The following is an 18,260-nucleotide window of genomic DNA, read 5'->3' as shown; positions in this document are numbered from 1 at the left end:
AGGAGGAAGTAGTGTGGGCTGGTTGTATGTGTTTTTGGCAGCGGTTGTTGAAGTGTTTTGGGTATTAGGCTTAAAATATTCTACTACATTTCTCATGTGGACAGGTACGGTTATTTCAATTATTATTAGTTTTTATTTAATTATTAAAGCGTGTGAGTTGTTACCTTCAGGAACGGTGTATGCTGTTTTTACAGGAATGGGAGCAGCGTCAATAGCGATAATCGATTTTACATTACTAGGTGCGGAATTTACATATGCAAAAGGGATGTTTATCGGATTAATCATTGTTGGCGTAGTTGGAATCCAATTAACGACAGCGAAAGTGGAAGGAAGAGAGAAACATCTACCTAGAAGGGAAGGGAATTGATTGGCCTGGGTATATCTTGTTATCGCAAGCTTTGGTGAAATTTTTGGCGTCGCCAGTATTAATATGTTTTTAAAGCGGAAAAGTGTTCTCTGGTTATTCATTCTCATATTGACTTTTGGATTTGGCTTTGTTTTTTTATCACTCGCAGTGAGGGAAATTCCTTTAGGAACCGCCTACGCGATTTGGACTGGATTAGGCGCAACAGGAGCAGTGCTTATGGGGATATTTTTCTTTAGGGAGTCAGCAAGTTTATTACGGATTGTGTTTTTAACCTGTATTATTACAGGAGCGGTAGGATTGAAAGTATTTGGATAACCATTTGAAAAAAGATAGGTGGAAATTCTAAATGAATTTTCACCTATCTTTTTGTTTGCTTTGAAAGAAAGTTGTTATTCTTTAACTATATAGTTCCCATGCGAGTTTCACTGAATCGATAATATAGTCAGCGACCTCTTCTTCGTTAATATGATCAGTCATCAGTTTGGAATTATGGTCTTCATACGTTGATTTTCGTTCATTAAACAATGTTTCAATATCTTCTAATGAACGATTTTGTAAAACGGGACGACTGTCGACCAACATATGCAAACGTTCTTTCCAAGAATCCCATGAAATATCCAAGTAAAAAACAATGCTATGTTCAAGACAGGATTTACGAATATCTTCTTGCATGAAGGCACCGCCTCCAAGTGAAATAACTTTCAAAGGTTGTTTACAATAGCGTAGCACATATTCTTTTTCTTTCGTACGAAATTTAGCTTCCCCGATTGACTTGAAGATTTCTGTTGTGGGCATACCATATTCTTTTTCAATTTCATGATCGATATCTACGAAATCTCGGTATAATTTCTTAGCAACAAGTTGTGCTACGGTTGTTTTACCAACCCCCATAAACCCAATAAAAACGAGACTTTTTTCTCGCACGGAATGAAGAGACCTATTCATTTTTACACCATTACTTCCTTTTCATCGTTATGATATTTCATTAAAAGCTTGTGAAATCTTTGCACGTCCTTCATCAATACGCGGATGGAATTGAATAGTGGCCGCATTACGTGTTGCTTTTACATTAGTTATAGCATCTTGTAACTTCGAATCAATTTCTTTGTTGCCAGTTACTTTTTTAGCGATCGATAGTCCTGCAACTGTTCCTTGTTCTCTTGCAACTTTTGCACTTTCGATTCCAGTAATATTACCAGCTACGAAAATACCCTCAATTGGAGTTTCCATTGCCTCACTGTGTATTGGGACATGTCCACCTAATTCTTCTGAATACTGGAATGGACATCCGACTACCGCAGCAAGTTCAGCTAATGGGTACAATCCGCCTGCGATACATACAAAGTCAACCGATATCGTTTCTTCTGTGCCACGAATGATATCGCCATCCATAGTAACATCTACCATCGTGACAGATTCTACTTTATCGGTTCCGTTAATTTCTTTAATTGCCTTGCGAAGGTGAATTGGCATATCCCACATTTTGATCCCGCCTTTAGGGAAAAATTGCAAAGCAAGATTTTGAACAAACTTAAATGTCGCAAACTTACTTCCGAATTGAATAAATTTGGACGGTGCTAAATGTGCAATTCGAACCATACGTTCCATTACTTCACGTGGGTTCGCTTGATCTTCCGAGACGATATTACGGGATGGTAATGCCATGCCGACTACATCTATACCAGCAAGCTGTAATTCCCGTGTAATCGCTGCCGAAAGTACGTTAACGCCAGCAACGATTCCTTTTTCGCCAACGCTTACACGATGTACATTGGTCATTACCTGTGCTGCACCAATTGACATAACGCCCGGAAGTGTCCAACCAGGAATCGGTGCTGCAGATTCGGCTGCACCAGTAGCAATTAATACATTGTCGGCAGCGAAATACCCTTTATTTGTATGAACTACAAAATGATTTTCCAGCGTTTCTACATGATGGACAGAAACTCCGCACTTAATCGTAGTATTATTTTTTTCAGCTTTTTCTAATAAACTATTTGTTTCTTTAATTCCGTTCCACCATTCACCGCTTGGCTCTTCATGAAGCTGTCCAAGTAAACGGCCTCCTGGCTTAGGGAATTCATCTAAAACGGTTACACTTAATCCATTTTCTCTACATTGGATTGCAGCAGATAAGCCAGCTGGGCCTGCTCCGATTATTACGACATCATTTTTTTGCATTCTTTTGTTGTTCCTCCCGTCGCTTAAATTCTGCATACGTTTTTGGGAGTTCACCTTCGTTTGATGGATCTAATGGAGAAGGCTGAACTTTACCGCTCTCTACAACCATATTTGCTTTAATTGGTGTTAGACAAGCACGTATGTTTGATGCGCCATCAACAGTGACACGGCATTCATAACAATGGCCAATATTACAGTAGATGCCACGTGGATTTCCAGTTTCTTCATGTTTACGAAGGGTGCGAATCCCGTTGGCAAGCAAAGCAGAGGCAATCGTATCATTTTCATACCCTTCGTATGTATTACCATCAAATTGAAAAGTAACTTTTTCCTGTTTGTCCAACTCTCCTAAAACTGGATGATTTACGATTCGTTTAGTCGTCATTAGAAGCACCCCCTAAATCTGTTAATGATAATGGTCGTACTGGAGGTTGTACTTTTAATGGAATAGCATTGGTAGGATCTTCTTTTGTCATATGGGTAAGTACTTTGTCAACTGCAGGTCGACAAGTACGCCCTCCACAGAAGCCCATACCTGCTCGTGTTCTAAGTTTCAGTTCACGGGCAGAACAATTGTATTTTTTGGCTGTTTCTTCTAAATCTTTTAGAGAAACTTCTTCACAACGACATATGATTAAATCTCGCATCATAGGCCTCCTTACACAAGAATTTAAATAAATATATACCAATAAATATATTCTAACACAAAATTTGTTTAATTTTATGTTATTATAAATAAAGAGTTACATTTTTCTTAATTTTCTTGGGCTGGAGGTTTTAGCTTATGAGTAATAAAAACTATGAAGTAGCTGTAATAGGTGGCGGAATTGTCGGTTGTGCGGTTGCTTATTATGTTGCTGAATCTGGGCTTGACTGTATTTTGATCGAAAAAAATGATGTCGCAAGTGGTACAAGTTCTCGCTGTGATGGTAACGTCACGATTGTTGATAAAGACCCAGGTTTCGACAGCCATATGTCTTTAGTCAGTCAGGAACTTATCGAAGATCTTCATCAGAAACTGGATATTCCGTTTGAATATAGAAAGCATGGAAGTATTTTAGTTTGTGATAATGATGACGAAATGCAAGCGGCAGTAGACTGGGTGAAAACTCAAAGTGAAGCTGGTTTGAAGTTCAATGTGTTGGATCAAAAAGATATTCGTAATGAATCGCCATTTTTTGCAGAAGATATTCCTGGTGGTTTAGAGTGTGAGACAGACTCATTGATCAACCCATATCTTTTCTGTTATTCATTAATTGAAAAAGCGAAAAAATCATTCGGATTAGAAGTGAAAACGTTTGCTGAAGTTACAAATATTACGAAAGACACAGATTTTACGATTGAAACTAGTAATGGTAATGTAACTGCAAAAAAAGTAGTGAACGCAGCGGGTGTATGGGCGCCTTTTATTGGTAAAATGTTAGATATTGATATTCCAATCGTTCCGCGTAAAGGTCATATTCTGGTAGGTTCAAGACAACAGCCTGTTATGATGCGTAATGTAATGGAGTTCGGTTATTTGATGAATAAATTCGGTCGTGAGCGTGTTGCTGATAAGCGTACAGCGGAACATGGGGTTGCACTTGTACTTGAGCCGACAGAAAGTCAAAACTTCTTACTTGGAAGTAGCCGTCAATTTGTCGGGTATGATGCGTCAATTGATATTCAAGTCGTGCAAACAATTGCTAGACGTGCTCTACGTTTTTATCCGAAAATGGATGACTTTAAAATGATCCGTGCGTACACTGGTTTTCGTCCATTTACCGAAGACCATTTACCTATCGTTTCAGAAGTGGAAGAAATCCCTGGCTATTATATTGCTGCTGGACATGAGGGAGATGGAATTAGTTTAGCTACTGGAACTGGTAAATTAATGGAAGAAATTATCAACGAAAAATCTAAAACAATTATCCCAAGAGAACCACTTCGTTTTGACCGTTTTGAAAAGACCAAAGTACTTTCTTAAACAATATGAGGTCAAATCTTGCGCGGTCCTTCACTTACTTTCATGTTGGTAAGTAAAGATGCCGCGCATTAATCTGTTTATTTTTGTTGGTAAAATTTAACGCTCGACATTTATTTACAAAACCTGTAAAATTAGTTTACTAAAACTTTATTATTTATGGAGGCCATTATGTTTAGAACTTTAAAGATTGCAAGCGCTTTTATCGGAGTAATTGTAGGCGCGGGTTTTGCGTCTGGACAAGAAATTTTGCAATATTTTACTAGTTTCGGTTTTAAAGGTACGCTAGCTGCTGTTGTAGCAACTGCTTTATTCGCATACTTGGGAATGGTATTAGTGAATATAGGAAGTAGATTGAAGGCAGAGTCTCATAAGGCAGCAATTTATGAAATTAGTGGACGTTATCTTGGAGTAATTGTAGACGCTATCATTGTATTTACTTTATTCGGTGTTGGAGTTGTAATGATTGCTGGTGCAGGATCTACCGTTAATCAGCAGTTTGGGTTACCAGTTTTCGTTGGAAGTTTGATTATGGCAATCGTCGTCGCATTATCTATGATGTTAAAAGTAGATAAAGTTATTGCGGTTATTGCAAGTATTACACCTTTTTTATTACTATTTATCGTTATCATATCTATTTATAGTTTCTCAACAATGGACTTATCCTTTTCAGAATTACAGCCAATTGCAGAAAGTCAGGAAAAATCATTCCCTAACTGGTTTGTGTCTGCAATTAACTATGTATCTTTTAATATTGCGGTTGGGGCAGGTATGGCACTTGTAGCAGGTGGATCGGAAAAAGATTCACGAATTGCAGCTACTGGTGGATTACTAGGAGGACTTGGTATCGGTATCATGATTATCCTTGCTCACTTGGCGATCTTCTCTAAAGTTGACGTTGTAGCTGCGTTTGACTTACCGTTACTAAAAATTGTAGAAGATATTTCTCCAGTTTTAGCTATTTTTATGGCGGTAATTCTTTTTGGAATGATCTTTAATACGGCACTTGGTATGTTTTATGGATTTGTTGCACGATTTTTTGAAATGGATACAAAAAAAGCTCATATTGCAACTATCATTACATTGATTGTAGGATTTATTTTAAGTTTTGTTGGTTTTACAACGTTAGTTGCCAAGTTCTATTCTTTAATAGGATATTTAGGATTATTCTTAATCCTCGCACTTATTTATGCACCATTTAAATTAAAGCGTGCCGGTAAATAGAAAGTTTTAATCAATTAAAAGTAAACAAGAAAATTAAGAAAATAATTCTACTTGAATAAAGGTTGTTTCCTTGGATGGAAACAGCCTTTATTTTGTGTTTCTTATGAGAATGTTGACTTTTTAATGAAAAAATATGGCATAAATTGCTTTAAAAATATTGAGTTATTAAAGATTTGTGGATTGATAAATAAAAAGAGAATTAAAACTCTAAATGATTCTTAGAACATTGATTCTAGGCTAGGTCACATGAACATATTAAGAGCAAAGAGAGAGAAGGGTGTGCTAAGATAATTATTGAAAACAATAGAAGAGGGTGACACCCAATGCGGAAATTAATGAGTTATTTATCGTCATATAAATTTTTAATCATATTGATTTTTTTTCTAATTTTTATTCAATCTTTATCCCAGCTTTATTTACCGACATTGATGGGGGATATTGTCGATAATGGGGTCGTGACGGGTGACATTCCATATATTTGGAAAATCGGTCTATTAATGCTCGTTGTTGCTGCAGTAGGAGTGATTATGTCCGTTATTATCAGCCATTATGCGTCAACTGTTGCGATGAGTGTCGGGCGAGATATGAGAGAAGATGTATTTACCCATGTGAGTAAATTTTCATTGCAAGAGTTTGATATGATCGGAACTGCTTCCTTAATTACAAGGACGACTAATGATGTCACGCAAATTCAACAAGCAACCATTATGATGCTAAGAATGTTTTTAATGGCTCCGTTTATGCTTATTGGTGGGTTGATTATGGCATTATCTAAAGATGCAAAACTATCGCTCGTTATTTTATTTGCTATTCCATTTATTGTTTTAGCTATTGCATTCATCTTAAAAAAAGGATATCCATTATTTCAAGGTGTACAGAAGCGGCTTGACCGGTTGAATATGGTTTTTAGAGAAAATTTAACTGGGATTCGTGTCATCCGAGCGTTTGCCAAAAGAGATGTAGAACAAAAAAGGTTAAAAGTAGCCAATACGGAATTAACAGAGATTTCGATTAAAGTAAATCGTTTAATGGCGTTTACGATGCCATTAATGATGTTTTTAATGAATGCTACAATTGTATTAATAATTTGGTTCGGTGGACTACGTATTGATAGTGGTAATATGCAGATTGGTGATTTAATGGCATTTATTCAATATGTCATGTTAACGATGATGGCATTAATGATGGCTTCCATGATGTTTGTCATTCTGCCACGGGCTACTGTATCGGCACATCGGATCCAAGAAGTGTTAGAGATGGATAGAAACATTGTAACAGAAGGAGACATGTCAGCAGACAGGGAAAAAGGAACTGTAGAATTTAAAGAGGTTACTTTTTACTATCCTGGTGCAGATGAGCCAGCTCTTGAAGATATTACATTTAAAGCAGAAGCAGGAAACGTAACAGCAATTATTGGAGGAACAGGCGCAGGTAAAACTACATTAATCAATTTAATTCCTCGTTTCTTTGAAGCCACATCAGGTGAAGTTTTAATAAACGGAGTAAAAAATAATGATACAAAGTTAACTGAAATACGGAGTAAAATAGGGCTTGTTCCGCAAAAGGCGTTGCTGTTTTCAGGGTCTGTATTGGAAAATATTCGTTTTGGTAAAGAGGATGCAACAGAAGACGAAGTCAAGCATGCAGCCAAAATTGCGCAGGCGGAAGATTTTATCGAGCAATTGCCCAATGGTTATGGTTCGGAAATTGAGCAAGGAGGAGCTAATTTATCTGGTGGACAAAAACAACGGTTATCAATAGCAAGGGCGCTCGTTCGAAAACCGGATATATACATCTTTGATGACAGCTTTTCAGCACTGGATTATAAAACAGATAAAAAGCTTCGCCAAGCATTGAAAGAAGAGACAGAAGAAAGTGCAGTTATTGTTGTTGCACAGAGGGTCAGCACGATCATGGATGCGGATAAGATTATCGTATTAGAAAAAGGTAAAATTGCCGGGATAGGGACTCATGAAGCGTTATTAAAAGAAAATAAGGTGTATCAGGAAATCGTTAAATCTCAGTTTGGAGAGGAGGAGAATGTATGACAAAAGAAAAACATAGTTCAAGTGGTCCGCGGGGACATGGAGGAATGTTAGTTGCAGGAGAGAAACCGAAAAACTTTAAAAAAACATTTCGCCGCTTACTCGCATATTTGAAACCTCATAAAAACAGTTTATTACTCGTCTTTGGAGCAGCTATACTTGGGACTGTTTTCAGTGTCATTGGTCCAAAGGTAATGGGGGATACAATTACTGTTTTGTTTGAAGGAGCATATGCAAAATTTCAAGGAATACCAGGAGCGGCTATTGATTTTCCTAAAATAGTTCAACTACTCCTTTTATTGGCGGGCTTATACATAGTCGCCAGTCTATTTCAATTTATTCAGCAATATATTATGGCTAGTGTCGCTCAAAAAACGGTGTATTACTTACGGGAAGATGTTTTTATAAAAATTAATGATTTGCCTCTGTCTTATTTCGACAGAAAATCTCATGGAGATATTTTAAGTAGGGTAACGAATGATATTGATACGATAGCAACGACTTTACAGCAAAGTTTAACATCGTTTATCACATCTTTTGTTACTATTGTCGGGATTATTATTATGATGCTATGGATCAGTCCGTTGCTGACAATTATTGCAGTGTTAAGTATTCCACTTTCTCTATATGTAATCCGTCCGCTTTTAAAAAGATCGCAAAAGCATTTCGGCGTTCAGCAACGTTCACTCGGTGAATTAAATGGTCATATTGAGGAAATGTACACGGCTCATGAAGTCGTAAAAGCATTTAGTCAAGAAGAAAAATCAGTTCAGCAGTTTAAAAAGGTCAATGAGGAGTTATATGATTCTGGTCGTAGAGCGCAATTTATTTCTGGAATTATTATGCCACTCATGTCATTTATCAGTAATATAAGTTATGTGCTTATTAGTATTGTCGGCGGAATCTTGGTTATTAAGCGGACAATTTTGATCGGGGATATTCAAGCTTTCATCACGTATACAAGACAGTTTTCGCAACCGATCTCGCAAACTGCTAATATTGCGAATATAATTCAATCAACAATTGCTGCAGCAGAACGTGTATTTGAATTATTGGACGAAAATGAAGAGGAACCTGTTCACAATGCCATTCAGAACAGAAAAACAAACGGTGATGTCCGTTTTGAACATGTAGACTTTGGCTATGGGGAAGAAAGACTAATGACAGACTTAAATATACATGCTTCTCCTGGTCAAACAGTAGCCATTGTTGGACCAACTGGAGCAGGAAAAACAACATTAGTAAATTTGCTTATGCGTTTTTATGAATTAGATGGCGGTCGAATTACGATTGATGGAATAGATATTACTAAAATGAATCGTGACGATTTAAGAATGAAGTTTGGGATGGTTTTACAAGATACATGGTTATTTAAAGGAACGATTAAAGAAAATATTGCATATGGAAAAGAACACGCAACAGATGAAGAGATTTATGCAGCGGCGAAAGCAGCCCATGCCCATCATTTTATTAAACGATTACCAGAGGGGTATGACACGATTTTGAATGAAGAGGCAACGAATATTTCTCAGGGACAAAAACAATTACTTACAATTGCGCGCGCAATGTTAGCTAATTCACCAATTATGATTTTGGATGAAGCAACCTCAAGCGTAGATACTCGAACTGAAATTTTTATCCAAGAAGCGATGGAAAATTTAATGAAAGGAAGAACAAGTTTTGTTATTGCACATCGATTATCAACGATCTTGGGTGCAGACGTCATCTTAGTTATGGATAAGGGGGCAGTAATTGAACAGGGTACTCATCAACAGTTATTAGAGTTGAACGGTTTTTATGCGGATCTATATAGAAGTCAGTTTACGGAAAGTGCTTAATAAAGGAAAACATACTAATCTTATTGTACCCCCAAGTTAGACTAAACTCTAACCTCGGGGGTGTTTTATATTTAGTGGCTTAACAGTTCATTTCGAAAATAGTGGGCTGCTTTAAGCATTTTTACGCCATACCAAAACATCTCTCCATCTACGATTAACGGTTTTGCTTGTGGCGCTATTTTTTTGAATTCTTGTAAATGTTTTTCACGAAAAGGGAATGGCTCTGTTGCAAGAAATATATAATCAAGATTAGCTTGTAAAATATCTTGTTTTGTGACAGATGGATACCTGCCCTCATATGCTATGAAAGGATTTGCAAAACCTAATGTCTCAAGTAATGATTGAATATACGTATTATTCCCAACGACCATATAAGGATTTTTCCAAATCATATATGCGGCACGTTTACTTACATCAAGTGTTGGAAGCTGGTCAAAAGCGGTTTTAATTTTTTTAATTAAGTTAGTGGCCTCTTGTTGACGGGCGGTTAACTTACCTAAATCATCGATCATTTTTAATGCGTCAGCCACTGTTTGTACTTCGAATACAAAAACCGGAAAATATGCTTCTAATTGTTGGACCATTTCTTTTGTGTTTTCTTCTTTTTCAACGATGATGAGATCGGGTTTCAACGCAAGAACACGATCTAGTTTCATATCTTTTGTGCCACCAACGTTTACGGCTTGTTCAACTTTTCCTTTTGGATGAATACAAAACCTCGTCCTGCCAACTATTTTCTTTTCAAGATTCAAACTGTATAAAGTGTCCGTAATTGCGGGTGCAAAAGAGATAATTCGTTTTGGTAGGTAATTATAAGTTAGACTTCGTCCGAGGTGATCTTCAATGGTTTTCATTGTAAGCCTCCTTTTTATCATCGTAACATAATAGCAGATTCATTGCGAAATGAGTGAAAGTAAGCCATACTTTTAAGTAATAAACTTGATAGGAGGCAATTTTATGAGTAAACATGCAAAGATTTTATTTACAACCGATAATAAAGACTTACAATCCTTTATTAAAACGTCATCAGGAGAATTTGCAACCCTTTATACAGATAATGAAATACATATTATGGTGAAAGAAGTAACTGAGAAAAAACAAAAATTAGATAAAGTGCGGATGATTGCAGGTTCAATTGCTAGAGAATTAACAAAGCGTAAGATTGAACAGGCAGAGATAAATGGTGCAGATCTTAAGACGGCTTTTAGCAAATTAAATGAAAATAAAACGATAATTGCTTTTGTTGAAGGGTGGTACTTAGGGGCTTACTCGTTTGATAAATATAAGACGAAAACAACTGCACAAATGACAAGTCTTACGTTTACAGATGAAAATGACGTGAAAAACTTGGTTGGAACAGCAAAAACTCGTGCTGAAGCAGTACAGTTTTCACGTGATTTGACAAATGAAATTCCATCAACGTTAAATCCAGAAACATTTCCAACGATTTTAAAAGATGAATTTGCGAATACAGATGTAGAAGTAATCGTTCATGATAAGGCGACTCTTGAAGAAATGGAAATGAACGGTTTATTGGCAGTGAACCGAGGTAGTAAGTATGATCCAGCATTTATTGAACTTCACTATCAAGGGGATGCATCAAAACCACTGATCACTTTGGTCGGGAAAGGTGTTACGTTTGATACAGGTGGAATTAGCTTGAAAAATGCGCGTGATTTAAGTGATATGCGTATGGATATGGGTGGAGCAGCAGCTGTTGCTGGAGCTGTAAAACTTCTCGCAGAATCAAATGCTAATGTAAATGTAGTGGGGCTTATTCAAACAGTTGAAAACATGCCAGATCGTCATTCGGTTTTACCGGGGGATATAATTACATATAAGACTGGGCAAACCGTTCAGGTAGGAAATACAGATGCAGAAGGCCGCTTAATTTTAGCCGATGGACTGATCCGTGCCGGTGAACTTAAAGCAGACTATGTGATTGATATTGCTACATTAACAGGAGCAATTTTATTTGCACTTGGCACGAAAATCGGTGGTGTGTTTGGTGAAGAAGAATTAATGGCAGAAATAAAAGAGATTGGTGACGAAAATGGTGATTTCGTATGGCCAATGCCGTTAATTGAAGACTATGATAAAACGTTGAAAAGCGATTATGCAGACTTTTCTAATATAAGTAATCAAGGTACGGCTGGTTCGATTACGGCAGCATTGTTCTTACGTCGATTTGTCCCAGAAAACTGTAAGTGGCTTCATGTAGATATGGCTGGAGTAATGGATAGCAAAGAGAGTGGCTACTATGGCAATTCTGCAACAGGATATGGAGCAAGATTATTAGCAGATTATGCAGTTCATGCATCTAAATAACAGTATTTTTAAAATATCGGTAATTAATTTTTACATGTATATGGTCAATCAATTGAGGATAGAGGCAGGGACAATTTTTTACGAAAGACAAGACGAACTATGCTAGATTTATATACTTCGCTTTTCTATGGTTAACTAACATAATATTCGTCCTTTCGGTTGCTAGTCTATTTATGTCTCAGCTTTTATTAAGAAGAAAATTGCTAAGTGGCAACTAGATTGTATTTCTACTTTGCAAGCAAGGCATTCCCCATAAACTGATTGGAGCGAATAACATTTCGATCCGATTCCTTATTATTTGGGGGATGCGCATATTAATGTTAAAAGCTTATTTTGAATTATAAATAATTACCTCATTCCTTGTTCCCACTCTCCAAAAAGGGAGAGTGGATTTAAAAGTGAAGATTGGAATAAATTTTTGCAATAAAAACTAGGGTAAAATGTATATGTTTATACAATTAAACATCTATAGTTTTAAACTGCCTTTCTTAATGAGTTGGTTTACAATCTCTCTTTTCAGAAATGTTTCGATCTTCATCATAAATAATTAATTGTGTACCTTTATTTGCAGCCACTTTTTCTCCATATTCAATCGCATCTTGTTTATTATTAAATACTTTCGCAGCTTTTTTTGCTCCTTTTGCTTCGACAGCCCAGCCATCTTCGTGAGGGATAATACATTCAGGTTCATCTGCTAATTTTGGATTGCTATGATAGTGAGAAGAATGTGTCGTTGGATCTCCATGTTTTTCATAGTCCTTGATTTCTTTATCACTGGCATTTTTATACCATTCTTTTGCTTGTTCGGTTGCAATCGGAATTGCTTTTCCTTCACTATATCCTTCATCAATCATCGCATTAGCAATATCGATTGCTTTTTTTCTAAGTGGCTTATCAAAGTTTTTTAAGGAACGAGGATAATCGTCCATATCCCAAGGCATTTTATACAACTCCTTTTCTAATAGTTACTTCACTTTTATGTACCCAAAATGATCAAATAAATAACATTGATATAGTAGAGTAGACCTTTTTAAGCATGATAAGTTTAAAGTTCGTTTATTTAAGGTATGTAATTATTACCTAATTGAAAGCACAAATTAAAGGAGGACTTTAACTATGCTTTGGACAATTATTGGTATATTAATACTACTTTGGATTTTAGGTTTCTCTTTTGATATTGCCGGAAATCTGATCCATATTTTACTCGTCATCGCAGTAATTGTATTAATTATTCGATTAATTACAGGCGGACGAGCACCTTAAGCAAAATTTCAATTTTAAAACCAAACGATATACTCATCAAACTGAAAAAGGCGTAATCTCAATAGGGATTACGTTTTTTCGTTCGTTTTGTTATTTTTTGATGACAGGATGAATTAAATACTTAATAGCATTAAATGAAGGAACATAAATACCGAATTTTACGTTTATTCGCCAACTGACTGAAATCCTTCGTTGAACTGAAATTGATATTTAACTTTTTTGCATTACTGGTCATATTTTAAGAGATTTTGCTAATAAAAGAGAATAGAATTTCATAAATAGGTCTTCTTGTTCAGTTAATAAATAGGTAAAATGCATGTTTTCAATTAAAAGGGAAATTGATAGACTAGCGAAGGATGATAGGATCGAGGTGAATGAGGTGAAGGGATGGTATATTTTTCTTCTGCTTGGGATAACATTTATCATTAATTTAGTCACAATTTATAATTCTGGTCTAGCATACATTACATTTTTTATTTTTATGCAAGCTGGTTTGCCACGTCTTTTTATTGTTATAGAAAAATATGCAAAAAGAAAAGAAGCAGAAAAATCAGGACCATTAACACGATTTTTGCTAGCTTATTTGCATCATATTTTTATACGGATTACTAATTATGTTTCCATACTTATTTCGCTAACTGTGATTGTTTTTGCGTCTATTGTAGTTACGATCGTTCAAGTTATATTTAAAAGTGATATTCAGAAATTAGTGTTTGGGTCTATTTTTAGCGGAGTCGATATTGCCGCTCAAATAATTAGCTATGTCGGATATGGTTTCTATATGGTCGCATTAATAATTGTTTGTGTTGATACTGTACATATGTTAAGAAATGAAAAGCTCTTTCACATATAAAGAAGTCCCACTCTTAAAGCAAAGTGGGACTTCAATTGTTATGGAGCTAAAACCGTTCTTTCTAATATAGCATAAGCTGATTTTCCAGAATAATTACGTGTCGTTTCACCGGTAATATTTAATTTTAATAAGTTTTTCATTTCATTCGTAAGCTCAGCAGGTCCGGCTAAATGCACGTCTTTCCATTTTTGTGTTCGTGCATACTTCTCAATACTTGGGACTATTCGTTTATACCATCTCGTTTGATTTTCTCGAATCCGTCTATCGAATTTATCACGATGATTCACGCTGCTAGAGTAAACGTTTGCAATAGATACACCTTTATATTGTTTCCAATCTTCTTTTTCTAAATCAAACTCGTAATGAGTAACATGGACCAGTTCACCTAGTGAAGAGGTGATTAATGTTATTTTATCCCGCTGCATGAGAACAACTCCAGATTTTGAATATTGCTCAAAGAGATGATGTAATTGTTCTGTTGCAGGGCCTTCCTTCCACTGAAAATCATTTTCCACAGGAATTTGTAAATAATAAATATATAAATGTTTTGCAGAAGCGAAACAGATTAAACTGTTTGTAAAAGAAGTCTGATTGTCTTTGATCGTCGTGTCTACTTTTTTACAAATCTTTTTAAATTCCTTAACTTGTTCAGGATTTGAAGCAGCTACATACTCCTCCATTTTTCGCAAACCATTTTTCAAACGAATTTTCCAATCTTCACTTCTAGGGTTCGTGTTCAAGTATACGGAGAGAACATTTCCATCCAACTTTGTTATTTCCTCGTGAATCTGTTCCATTTTCGTCCTCAAATTACATTCCCCTTTCACTAAGTTAAGTATGGTATCTCAATAGTAACAAAAATGAGTGGGAATTGTAAAAAGATTCTTTATAGTTAGAAAGTTAGTCACCGTTACAACCCTTTGAGCTATTTAGTTATATGCCCGTTAAAAATTTACTGATGACTAGCCAGATAGCGACCAAAAGTAGAAAAACAGCAATTAGATTCATCCAGCGTAATTTAGTAAGTGTACCAATTATAAAAAGAATAACTCCGATAATAGCAATTATAATGATTGGTGTATATGGAATCTTGCTCTCCTCCTTTTTATGTATAAAATTAATAACTTCATTGTATCAGATAATCCTAGAGAATAGACCTCCGATCTTTACTTACAGGATAATATGTAGAAGAGCGAGGGCAAACAGTGTGAAACCTAATGTTAAATGGACAATACGAATTGTGTAAGTTGTCTTAAACCAGCGAATCCAGCCGGAAGTAACTAATAGAATCATCACTATTCCTGCGAGTAATCCGGTAAGCAATTTAAGATTTTGAAATTGAAAGCCGAATAGAGAAATGACGAAACTGGCATGAATAAGTACGAAAATAAGTGCTGCTGTACCAGTATATTTATGGATCGGCAAAACTTTTTTTGAAAGCTTTGCAAACTTTATTTTTTGCTTTCTGCTTATATCAGAACGAATGGTAGAAAATACGGCGTGTCTCGTCCAATTATATAGGAAAAAAAAGAGACCTAGTGCACCAAAAATAATATGAATTCCTATATAGCCCGAAAATATTTTCCATAAAGCAACTAGCAGAAATACTAGATTAATAAAAAACCATTTACTCATCTTGTCACCTTTTTAATTTGTAATATGGATAGCCAATGAAAATGATACCATATTGTTGTTAAAAAGTGTTCGGGATAATAAGAACAGTTAAAGAAAAAGGTATAATTCATATGACGAGAGATAACACTAGAGGGAAAATGTTACATAGTCTTATCAAACCATGAAAAGAGCCTGCAGTTCTCTGCAAGCTCTTTATCTTCAATATTATATTTCTTTAGCTAGCCATTTGACTACATTAACCCAAAATGTGTTGTAATATTCCCACTCAACAAATTCTTTCGGTCCCCAATGAGGAGCACAATCACTTGCAAATGCCAAAGTTCTGCCTTTTTCATATTCCATTACACTAATAAATGCATTCCCATTATGTTCAGCAAGTACCTCAGCATTCTCTTTTGCTTCTAGACGATTGTATCCAAGAAAATGTGGCCATTCGCTCGGAATTCCCTTTAAAATAGGGTGGTCTGGCTGAACTACCTCAAAGTTTACGCCTTCAGGGTGCTCAGAGCGATCGTCAGTGCTCATTAAATTCACCGGTAAAATTTCCTCAATTGCAGTATCTTTATATTGACCTTTACAATCTATTCCTTGGAAAGACATATATCCTCCAATCATTGCAAAGGCTCCGCCATCTTCTACATATTCTTTAATCAAATTTAACCGATTTGGTTGAACGGTACTGTGTGTGAAAGTATTTATGTTCATAAGTATTGTGTTACTTCCAACATCACTTAATATTACGGCATCATATTGTTTTAATTCTTCTAATGTAGAAGGGAATTTTTCTGCAACATCATGACTAGGTACATGAACCATGTCAATATTGCCGCTTTTCATTGCCTCTCTGAACCACCCAATCCCTTCCCCGTATTCAGAGTTTGTAAAAGAATCAAAACCTTTCACGTGAATAATATGTTTAATCCAAGTTTCTCCAGCTATTAAAATTTTCATATGTAATCATATCCTTTCCTTAAGTTTTTTGATTTTAAAATAAAACACCGGCGATTAAAACAATATTACAATACGGTGTAAATTCACCAGTACGAATAATTACTTTTGCTTCTTTTGCGATTTCTTGCAATTCAGCGTGTGGAATTGCTTTAATAGGAAACTTGTTTTTTACAATTTCGGCTAACTCTTCTTTCTTGTGAGGACTTACTTCTTCCATTTCTGTATCAATAATTGCTTCTTCTACATGTAATTCCTGTAAAACCGCTTTCAATGTTGTCATAAAACTTGGCTGTCCTTCTATTAAAGCAAGATCAATACATTTGACTCCCGGGGGTATAGGTAGGCCAGCATCTCCGATAACGAACTTATCATGATGCCCTGATTTAGCAATCTCTTGCGCCAGTTCATTATGTAAAATTCCTATTTTCTTCACGATATCCACCTCCAAAGTTATTGACAAAAATAAAATTGTCCTATAGATTATATAATATAACCGGTTACATTTCAATGTTTACCTTATTGTTACCGGTTACGTAAAGTATTTTAGTATAACCGGTTACAGGAGGTGTAAAATTGGCTACAATACGTGATGTTGCAAAAAAAGCGGGTGTTTCTGTCGCCACTGTATCCCGGGTAATAAACAAAAAGGGAAAAATCAGAAAAGAAACAGAGGAAATTGTGCTACAGGCGATCAAAGATTTATCATATACGCCAAATATGGTTGCAAGAGGTTTATCTAATCGAAGATCTTATGCAGTTGCATTAATTGTTCCAACAATTACTAACCCATTCTTCCCTGAAATGGCAAGAGCAGTTGAGGATATTGCCAGAGACAATGGTTACAATGTGCTTCTATGCAATACAGATGATAGACGTGATAGATTAATTGACTATATTAATTCATTAAGTTCCCAATATGTAGATGGAATGATTATTAGCTCACATAATATCGTAAAAGAAGATTTACAGAAGTTAGATAGGTTAGGAATCCCGTTAGTGATGATGGATAGGGTATTGGACGATCATGATTTCACTTCCATAACAGTACAAAACCGAGAAGGTGGAAGGAAGGCAACACAGCATCTTGTTGATGTAGGGTGCACGCGTATTGCACATATTAGCGGATTAGAAGATGAACTGAACGCAACTCATCGAATGTGGGGTTACCGTGATATTGTCAGTGATAAGTCTTGGTTTGATCCTAGCTGGATCGGTAAGGCAGAGTTCAGTGTGAAAAGTGGTTATCAAGTGGCAAAAGAATTATTTGTCCGCCACCCAGATATAGATGGTATTTTTTGTTCGAACGATTTAATTGCTATTGGAGCTTTAAAAGCTGCATATGAATGGGGAAAGAAAATACCTAATGAACTGGCAATTGTAGGCTTCGACGGAATTGATATGAGTGGGCTGACAGTTCCGGGAATAACAACTATACAACAGCCAACTTACCATATGGGCGAACTGGCAATGGAAGAGTTGTTAAAACAGATAGAAGGACAAAATAATGAACCGAAAAAATATGAGCTAGATGTCGAACTCGTATTAAGAGAGTCTACAATGAGATGATGTAAACAATCGTGATAGCTATTTTACGATTGGTGCCTTTAGGAGG

Annotated in this window: 20 protein-coding genes; 10 read left to right on the top strand and 10 right to left on the bottom strand. The window is 35.9% G+C overall.

Annotation, left to right across the window (positions count from 1 at the left end; translation table 11 throughout):
- Nucleotides 1-13: 13 nt before the first annotated feature.
- Together SPD48_RS17235 and SPD48_RS17230 are read left to right on the top strand one after the other, a co-directional pair.
- Nucleotides 14-367, top strand: coding sequence for a DMT family transporter (locus tag SPD48_RS17235; RefSeq protein WP_336259368.1), 354 nt, complete (start codon nucleotides 14-16; stop codon nucleotides 365-367).
- Nucleotides 368-682 (top strand): DMT family transporter, encoded by a 315-nt coding sequence (locus SPD48_RS17230; protein WP_336259367.1) that lies wholly within the window; start codon nucleotides 368-370, stop codon nucleotides 680-682.
- A gap of 81 nt (nucleotides 683-763) precedes the next feature.
- On the opposite strand, the gene SPD48_RS17225 is transcribed toward SPD48_RS17230, so the two are convergent.
- Genes SPD48_RS17225 through SPD48_RS17210 form a run of 4 tightly spaced genes read right to left on the bottom strand, consistent with a single transcriptional unit; the run spans nucleotide 764 to nucleotide 3,195 of the window.
- Nucleotides 764-1,312: a shikimate kinase gene (locus SPD48_RS17225; protein ID WP_336259366.1), complete on the bottom strand. Its 549-nt coding sequence runs from the start codon at nucleotides 1,310-1,312 to the stop codon at nucleotides 764-766.
- Between the two features lie 27 nt (nucleotides 1,313-1,339).
- Nucleotides 1,340-2,548, bottom strand: a complete 1,209-nt coding sequence (locus tag SPD48_RS17220; RefSeq protein WP_336259365.1) for an NAD(P)/FAD-dependent oxidoreductase — start codon at nucleotides 2,546-2,548, stop codon at nucleotides 1,340-1,342.
- Complete coding sequence (locus tag SPD48_RS17215) at nucleotides 2,535-2,933, bottom strand: (2Fe-2S)-binding protein (RefSeq protein ID WP_336259364.1); 399 nt, start codon at nucleotides 2,931-2,933, stop codon at nucleotides 2,535-2,537. Before SPD48_RS17215 ends, SPD48_RS17220 begins: the two co-directional genes overlap by 14 nt.
- Entirely contained in the window at nucleotides 2,923-3,195 is a 273-nt protein-coding gene (locus SPD48_RS17210; RefSeq protein ID WP_336259363.1) for a (2Fe-2S)-binding protein, read from the bottom strand. Before SPD48_RS17210 ends, SPD48_RS17215 begins: the two co-directional genes overlap by 11 nt.
- 137 nt (nucleotides 3,196-3,332) lie before the next feature.
- Between SPD48_RS17210 and SPD48_RS17205 the strand changes: the two genes are divergently transcribed.
- The 4 genes from SPD48_RS17205 (at nucleotide 3,333) to SPD48_RS17190 (ending at nucleotide 9,618) form a co-directional block, all read left to right on the top strand.
- Nucleotides 3,333-4,514 carry an NAD(P)/FAD-dependent oxidoreductase gene (locus SPD48_RS17205; protein ID WP_336259362.1) on the top strand — a complete coding sequence of 394 codons (1,182 nt, stop codon included), beginning with the start codon at nucleotides 3,333-3,335 and terminating at the stop codon, nucleotides 4,512-4,514.
- 168 nt (nucleotides 4,515-4,682) lie between these two features.
- A complete protein-coding gene (locus SPD48_RS17200; protein ID WP_336259361.1) occupies nucleotides 4,683-5,735 on the top strand; it encodes a YkvI family membrane protein in 1,053 nt (350 codons plus the stop codon).
- A 323-nt stretch (nucleotides 5,736-6,058) separates the two neighbouring features.
- On the top strand, nucleotides 6,059-7,783 hold the full coding sequence (locus SPD48_RS17195; RefSeq protein ID WP_336259360.1) for an ABC transporter ATP-binding protein: 1,725 nt from the start codon (nucleotides 6,059-6,061) through the stop codon (nucleotides 7,781-7,783).
- The gene (locus tag SPD48_RS17190) at nucleotides 7,780-9,618 is read left to right on the top strand and encodes an ABC transporter ATP-binding protein (protein WP_336259359.1); all 1,839 of its coding nucleotides are present in this window, start codon (nucleotides 7,780-7,782) and stop codon (nucleotides 9,616-9,618) included. Before SPD48_RS17195 ends, SPD48_RS17190 begins: the two co-directional genes overlap by 4 nt.
- Before the next feature lie 71 nt (nucleotides 9,619-9,689).
- On the opposite strand, the gene SPD48_RS17185 is transcribed toward SPD48_RS17190, so the two are convergent.
- Nucleotides 9,690-10,472, bottom strand: coding sequence for an ABC transporter substrate-binding protein (locus tag SPD48_RS17185; protein ID WP_336259358.1), 783 nt, complete (start codon nucleotides 10,470-10,472; stop codon nucleotides 9,690-9,692).
- A 103-nt stretch (nucleotides 10,473-10,575) separates the two neighbouring features.
- Between SPD48_RS17185 and SPD48_RS17180 the strand changes: the two genes are divergently transcribed.
- Nucleotides 10,576-11,946 (top strand): leucyl aminopeptidase family protein, encoded by a 1,371-nt coding sequence (locus SPD48_RS17180; protein WP_336259357.1) that lies wholly within the window; start codon nucleotides 10,576-10,578, stop codon nucleotides 11,944-11,946.
- 488 nt (nucleotides 11,947-12,434) lie between these two features.
- Here the strand turns inward: SPD48_RS17180 and SPD48_RS17175 are convergent, their stop codons facing one another.
- Entirely contained in the window at nucleotides 12,435-12,887 is a 453-nt protein-coding gene (locus tag SPD48_RS17175) for a DUF2188 domain-containing protein (RefSeq protein ID WP_336259356.1), read from the bottom strand.
- A gap of 175 nt (nucleotides 12,888-13,062) precedes the next feature.
- Here SPD48_RS17175 and SPD48_RS17170 point away from each other — a divergent pair, with 175 nt between their 5' ends.
- Nucleotides 13,063-13,209: a lmo0937 family membrane protein gene (locus SPD48_RS17170; RefSeq protein ID WP_336259355.1), complete on the top strand. Its 147-nt coding sequence runs from the start codon at nucleotides 13,063-13,065 to the stop codon at nucleotides 13,207-13,209.
- A 370-nt stretch (nucleotides 13,210-13,579) separates the two neighbouring features.
- Nucleotides 13,580-14,062 (top strand): hypothetical protein, encoded by a 483-nt coding sequence (locus tag SPD48_RS17165; RefSeq protein ID WP_336259354.1) that lies wholly within the window; start codon nucleotides 13,580-13,582, stop codon nucleotides 14,060-14,062.
- 38 nt (nucleotides 14,063-14,100) lie between these two features.
- Here the strand turns inward: SPD48_RS17165 and SPD48_RS17160 are convergent, their stop codons facing one another.
- The 4 genes from SPD48_RS17160 to rbsD form a co-directional block, all read right to left on the bottom strand.
- Entirely contained in the window at nucleotides 14,101-14,871 is a 771-nt protein-coding gene (locus tag SPD48_RS17160; RefSeq protein ID WP_336259353.1) for a VLRF1 family aeRF1-type release factor, read from the bottom strand.
- Nucleotides 14,872-15,232: 361 nt separating this feature from the next.
- A complete protein-coding gene (locus SPD48_RS17155; protein WP_336259352.1) occupies nucleotides 15,233-15,697 on the bottom strand; it encodes a hypothetical protein in 465 nt (154 codons plus the stop codon).
- A 204-nt stretch (nucleotides 15,698-15,901) separates the two neighbouring features.
- Nucleotides 15,902-16,648: a glutamine amidotransferase gene (locus SPD48_RS17150; RefSeq protein ID WP_336259351.1), complete on the bottom strand. Its 747-nt coding sequence runs from the start codon at nucleotides 16,646-16,648 to the stop codon at nucleotides 15,902-15,904.
- Nucleotides 16,649-16,682: 34 nt separating this feature from the next.
- Nucleotides 16,683-17,081: a D-ribose pyranase gene (rbsD, locus tag SPD48_RS17145; RefSeq protein WP_336259350.1), complete on the bottom strand. Its 399-nt coding sequence runs from the start codon at nucleotides 17,079-17,081 to the stop codon at nucleotides 16,683-16,685.
- A 140-nt stretch (nucleotides 17,082-17,221) separates the two neighbouring features.
- Here rbsD and SPD48_RS17140 point away from each other — a divergent pair, with 140 nt between their 5' ends.
- Nucleotides 17,222-18,214 (top strand): LacI family DNA-binding transcriptional regulator, encoded by a 993-nt coding sequence (locus SPD48_RS17140; RefSeq protein ID WP_336259349.1) that lies wholly within the window; start codon nucleotides 17,222-17,224, stop codon nucleotides 18,212-18,214.
- Nucleotides 18,215-18,260 lie beyond the last annotated feature (46 nt).

Source organism: Pseudogracilibacillus sp. SE30717A (assembly GCF_037071985.1).
In the GTDB taxonomy this organism is placed as follows: domain Bacteria; phylum Bacillota; class Bacilli; order Bacillales; family Amphibacillaceae; genus Pseudogracilibacillus.
The sequence above is the reverse complement of the archived record's forward strand: the minus strand, read 5'-3'. Positions and strand labels throughout refer to the sequence as shown.